The organism is Paraburkholderia franconis (genome assembly GCF_009362735.1).
GTDB classification, from domain to species: domain Bacteria; phylum Pseudomonadota; class Gammaproteobacteria; order Burkholderiales; family Burkholderiaceae; genus Paraburkholderia; species Paraburkholderia franconis.
Genome location: NZ_WHNP01000172.1, coordinates 1 through 4,916, shown reverse-complemented (window position 1 = coordinate 4,916; position 4,916 = coordinate 1). Strand labels below are relative to the sequence as shown.

4 protein-coding genes and 1 pseudogene are annotated in these 4,916 nt (G+C 56.7%); 2 read left to right on the top strand and 3 right to left on the bottom strand.

Translation table 11 applies throughout. The annotated features are described in order from the left end of the window. From GCT13_RS47000 to GCT13_RS46990, 3 genes and pseudogenes are all read right to left on the bottom strand, one after another. The coding region (locus GCT13_RS47000; RefSeq protein WP_152768365.1) for an IS1182 family transposase at positions 1-986 on the bottom strand (986 nt) is incomplete at its 3' end. Positions 987-1,453: 467 nt separating this feature from the next. After that, positions 1,454-1,968: pseudogene (locus GCT13_RS46995) on the bottom strand (IS6 family transposase). A 573-nt stretch (positions 1,969-2,541) separates the two neighbouring features. After that, positions 2,542-3,216, bottom strand: coding sequence for a hypothetical protein (locus GCT13_RS46990; RefSeq protein ID WP_152768364.1), 675 nt, complete (start codon positions 3,214-3,216; stop codon positions 2,542-2,544). A gap of 521 nt (positions 3,217-3,737) precedes the next feature. Between GCT13_RS46990 and GCT13_RS46985 the strand changes: the two genes are divergently transcribed. Both GCT13_RS46985 and GCT13_RS46980 read left to right on the top strand, forming a co-directional pair. Next, positions 3,738-4,508, top strand: coding sequence for an H-NS histone family protein (locus GCT13_RS46985; RefSeq protein ID WP_407670977.1), 771 nt, complete (start codon positions 3,738-3,740; stop codon positions 4,506-4,508). A 181-nt stretch (positions 4,509-4,689) separates the two neighbouring features. Next, positions 4,690-4,916: transposase (locus tag GCT13_RS46980; protein ID WP_152763086.1), on the top strand; the 227-nt coding region annotated here is incomplete at its 3' end.

The following is a 4,916-nucleotide window of genomic DNA, read 5'->3' as shown; positions in this document are numbered from 1 at the left end:
CCATCGGCCGTTGCGCTCGACGTCACTGTCTTCGGAACGAACACGGTTATTCCAGCCTCGTGACATGCGAGTATCTCCTCGCTCTTGTAGTAGCCGCGATCCGCAACCGCGGTGAGCTTGTCGATGCCCATTTCGGCACGGGCGAGCTTCGCCATCGACGTCAACTGATCACGATCAATGCCATTATTGGTAACGATGTGCGCGACGATCAGATGGTGCTTCGTGTCAACCGCCGTCTGGACGTTGTAGCCCACGACTCCGGTTCCTCGGGTCTTCATCGAACGTGCATCCGGATCCGTAAGCGATATCTGTCCGTCCGGTGCTTCCTTCAACTTGACCTCGATCTCCTTGAGGCTTCGCATCTGTTCCTTCAGGGCTGCAATCTTGTCTTGCAACCGCTCTGTTCTGGCTTTCGCAATAGCAGGCTCCTGACGATCCGCCGTGTCCATCGCCTCGAGATAGCGGGCGATACTTGACTCGATGTCGCGCATGCGTCGTTCGAGCTTGGCGCTCGTGAAGTTGCGGTCGCGATGGTTCACTGCCTTGAACTTGCTCCCGTCGATTGCCACGAACGCTTCGGCGAAGAGGTCCAGACGCTGGCATAGCGCGACGAACTGGCGACAGACGCTGCGGATCGCTTTGCCGTTGTCTTTACGGAATCGCGCAATGGTCTTGAAGTCCGGCGTCAGGCGACTCGTGAGCCACATCAGTTCGACGTTGTGCTGAGCCTCGCGTTCAAGGCGACGACTGGATTGAATACGGTTCAGGTAACCATAGATGTAGATTTTGAGCATCACTGCCGGATGATACGAAGGCCGACCCGTTAGCGCCGGCTCAACGCCTTCAAACCCGAGCTTCTGAAGATCCAGTTCATCCACAAAAACATCCACCACGCGCACCGGATTGGTGTTTGTCACGTAGTCATCAAGCGCTTCGGGAAGGAGGAAGCTTTGAGTACGATCTTCGCCTTGGACGAACCGCTTCATCTCGCTTCTCCCCCGTTCTACGATGAATAGTTTTAGCATTACGAAATGGTGTTTTGAAACAGTCTGGGCCAGTTGCTGCCACTCGCTTTCTTTCTTCGACCGTCCGATCCCACTTCGACACCGGACCGTCGGATATATCTGCCGCTATATCGCTAGGCCGGTAACCGCGCTGACCGTGATCCAGCTTTCGAGTTGCGATGAGACATCGAATCGGGCATCGAGAGCCAGTGCGACGTCGATTGCCTCGTTCAGAGTTCGACCGTGTTGCAACGCGATGAATGCCGCGTGTGCTGCGTCGCTCTGATCGATGACAAAGGGTCGCCATTGCGGACGTACAACGAGTCCGGATGCAGGCGTATCGATGAGCAGCGGAATGACTCCCCCCGGGCTGGTGCGCGCGCCAGATGTCCGGGTTCTGTCGCGATAAGGGAGGCAGGACGAGCGAGCTCCTATATGATTAGGATCGCTTACGTAACCAGCGAATAGAATTGCTCAGCAGCACTTTTGGCGATGCCGTCGTCATGCATCTGCCCCTTGCGGATCATGTGCATCACTTCGATGCCTGCCATGATGCTGCGAGCGCAGCGAAAATCCTTGAAGCCCATCATCGGCCTGATGATGCGTTTGATGGCGCGGTGATCCTGTTCGACGATGTTGTTCAGGTACTTGATCTGCCGGACCTTGATCGGCGTGTGCCGGTCCGCGTTGAGCGCTTCCAGCGCGGCCAGATTGGCGCCGCTCGCTTGCGAAACGCCTTTTCAAACAGCGGCACCAGCTTGATCACCCAGCGGTGCACGCTCGAATGGTCCACTTCGACACCGCGCTCGGCCATCATCTCCTCGAGGTTGCGCAGGCTCAGCGAGTAAGCCACATACCAGCGCACACACAGCAGGATCACGGCCAGCGGATGGTGCAGTCGCTTCAGTACCTTACCGATGCCCGGTGGCAACGTCGTGCGCGGCGTCTTCTTCGTCTTGGCCATCTTGTTCGTCACCGATGTCTGGACGCGAATTTTATCTCAGCGCCTTAACGCGACAGAACCGTTTCAGCCACTCCGTGATCTTTTCGACTCCTGTTGCCTATCGCCTGGTTTGATAGGGGATCGACGCATTCTTGCTGCCGGGGATTGTTTCGTGGCTTTAATTTGTCACTTTGCCAATCGCCTTACGTACGTAGGCTCGGGTTTCGGTTACTCGGCGACCGACCGCTTGCGCCAATAACGCGCGAAGGCGCGCAAAATGACAGCACACCAAGCAATCTTCTGTTTTGACAGGCTGGCGTTTGGTGAGACGCCCACACACACAACGGCGCCACCGGCAGCGAGGAGCAAACTGCCGGCAGCCGAGACTGTTGCTGTCGAGAGAGCAATTGCAATTTGTCTCTAAGGGTTTATACTGAAGTTGTCTCCTCCATGTCTCCTCCTGATATGGATTCGGCCCCCCGCTTGGTGGGCCTTCTTTTTGGCGTTGTTTTCGGCGTCGATAGGGCTAGCTGCCCGAGCTTATGCGGCGAGTCGAAATGCCCCGGCTTGCCCGTATCGCAGTGAACGCTTTCGTCACGCGCACAATGCTTCTTTGAGCGGCTGCATATTGGTTCTCCCATCGGGAACAGAGTCCGTTCGTCGCTCAAGCGACGTCCGCCGTTTTTCTTCAGTTTTCGCGATGAAGTCCGACAGTTCGCGCTCCATCGCTGAGTCTTTGGCGCCCGGCCTCCACGCTGCGGCGCCATGCCGACTGCGCGTGGCGCGGGCCAACGCGAGAGCCGACATCGCGGCCTTCGCGCATTCGTATTCGACCTGCCCACAAACGTCGATCGGATCCGCGAACTCCCGGAATGCCTCGACATACTCACGCGCACCGTGCACGGTAGCTGGATACTCGCGCAGCTCAGAGATGGCCTTGCGGCTAAGGATGTCCCATTGGACGTTCTCCGGATAGGTGAACGCGGGAACGGACACGCCCTTGCTGGCTTCACGAGTAATAAGTCCGGTCGGCTCCGCTGCTGCCCACAGAGCCTTGTGCATCATCGTCCGGCAGGTCCGGGCGTAGCTTTCCAGCGATAACGCGAGTTCCAATGCAGAACTGCGCCGCCGACGCTTGCCCTCCCGCGTTTCTTTTGCCGAGATCCATGTCAGCGTCACGATAGAGCCGACCGCGCCCGACATCAGCGCCAAAGTCACCGGAGAGTTCCAACTGATCCGCTGGAGAAATTCAAGCCATTCCTGCCGCATACGAGGCGCATTTCCAAAAAGAGGTGCACGGATTATAAGCAATCGCAAAGAAATCGAGCAGACGCGGTGTCGGGACACGAAGGATTAGCGCGCTCGCGGTTTTGTACGGAAGAAGCTTGATCTGATTCGTTATGTTGACTATCGGAGTCCATACTATGTGCAGATTCACAAATATGAGCCGATATATTAGGCTTTATTCTTCGATTTTGGTAACGCCTTACAGAAGACGATATGACTCGATTAATTGTAAGCCTGCTCGCGAACTCTAATAACTCATGCGATTCGTGCAACTTAGCCGGCGTTTATTCCCACGCTCATCGTTGACCGCCAATCGCGAAGTCGCGATAAGCGCACATTTTCAAACCTGGCGTTTGGGACTCGCGTGACGCGGAAAGATGTCACCCGAAGATTATTTTCTTTCTGTGCATCCATTACCGGGTCTTTCAAGTTCTTCCCGACACTGACATTTTTTGGTGCAATGTGGCATAGTGCGGCGATTATCAACACAAATACATGGGGGAATGATGGCCACACTCGAAAAGCTACAAGCAAAAATCGCAAAGCTGCAGGTCCAAGCCGAAGCAATTGCTAAAAGCCAGTCGTCGACAGTCATTGCGAAAATACGTGACCTTATGGGTGTGCACGGTCTGACCGTTGCTGACATTGATGCATATATCGGTGGAAGGCGTGGGCACAAGCCGACAGGTGCTAAGGTCGCGGGAACATTGGCGGCAGCGAAATATCTCGATCCTAAGACTGGGGCGACGTGGACCGGCCACGGTCGGGCGCCATCCTGGATTGCCAACGCGAAGGACCGTAGCAAGTTTCTGGTTGATGGCGGATCGGAACGCACGACGACCGGTGTCAAGAAGGTAGCCAAGCCCGGAAACTATGTCCGTGGACCGCAGGCACCGAAGTATCGCAATCCGGCAACCGGGGCAACATGGAGCGGTCGGGGTCCGGCTCCGGCTTGGCTGGCAAGCGCCAAGGACCGGACGGCATTTCTGATTGACGGTGCGGATCAGGGCGGGGCCGAGCCGAAGGCGACCGCAGCAAGGAAGGCTCTTGCAAAGAAGGTCGCTGGCAAGAAGGTCGCCTCGAAGAAGGTCGCGACGAAGAACGTGGCCGCAAAGAAGAATGCCGCGCCGGCGAAGAAATCACCCGCGAAGAAATCCGCAGTCAAGAGAGCAGTAACGAAGAAGACTGCTGCGAAGAAAGTGACGGCGGCTGTGGAAGTGCCGCAAGCTTCGATGCCGGCAAACGGCGCAGCGGGTGAGTCGACCGCTGCCTGATTGCTCTGCGGTTACCGAGTTTGTGCTAAACAAATTGCGAACAGGAGATATACAGACACTGCGCGTTCCCGCATCTGCTGGAGGTCCGCTCAGATAAGGCGGATGTCGACGGTGTAGTGGTCTAATTTCCTCGGACAGGTCGATAGGAGGACAATCCTGAATCGAGGAGGAAAAGAGCAAGATGACAAGAAGGCGCCGACAATTTGACGCCAGCTTCAAGCTGGAAGTAGTACGGATGGTGCGAGACCAAGGGCTATCGGTCAGCGAAGTGTGCCGGTCGATGGACCTTGTTGAGACAGCCGTGCGCCGCTGGGTGGCGCAGTACGATGCGGAGCGTGCTGGCGGCGCCGGCGAGGGCAAGCCGCTGACGGCTGAGCAGCAGCGAATCCGGCAGCTTGAGGCGGAAAA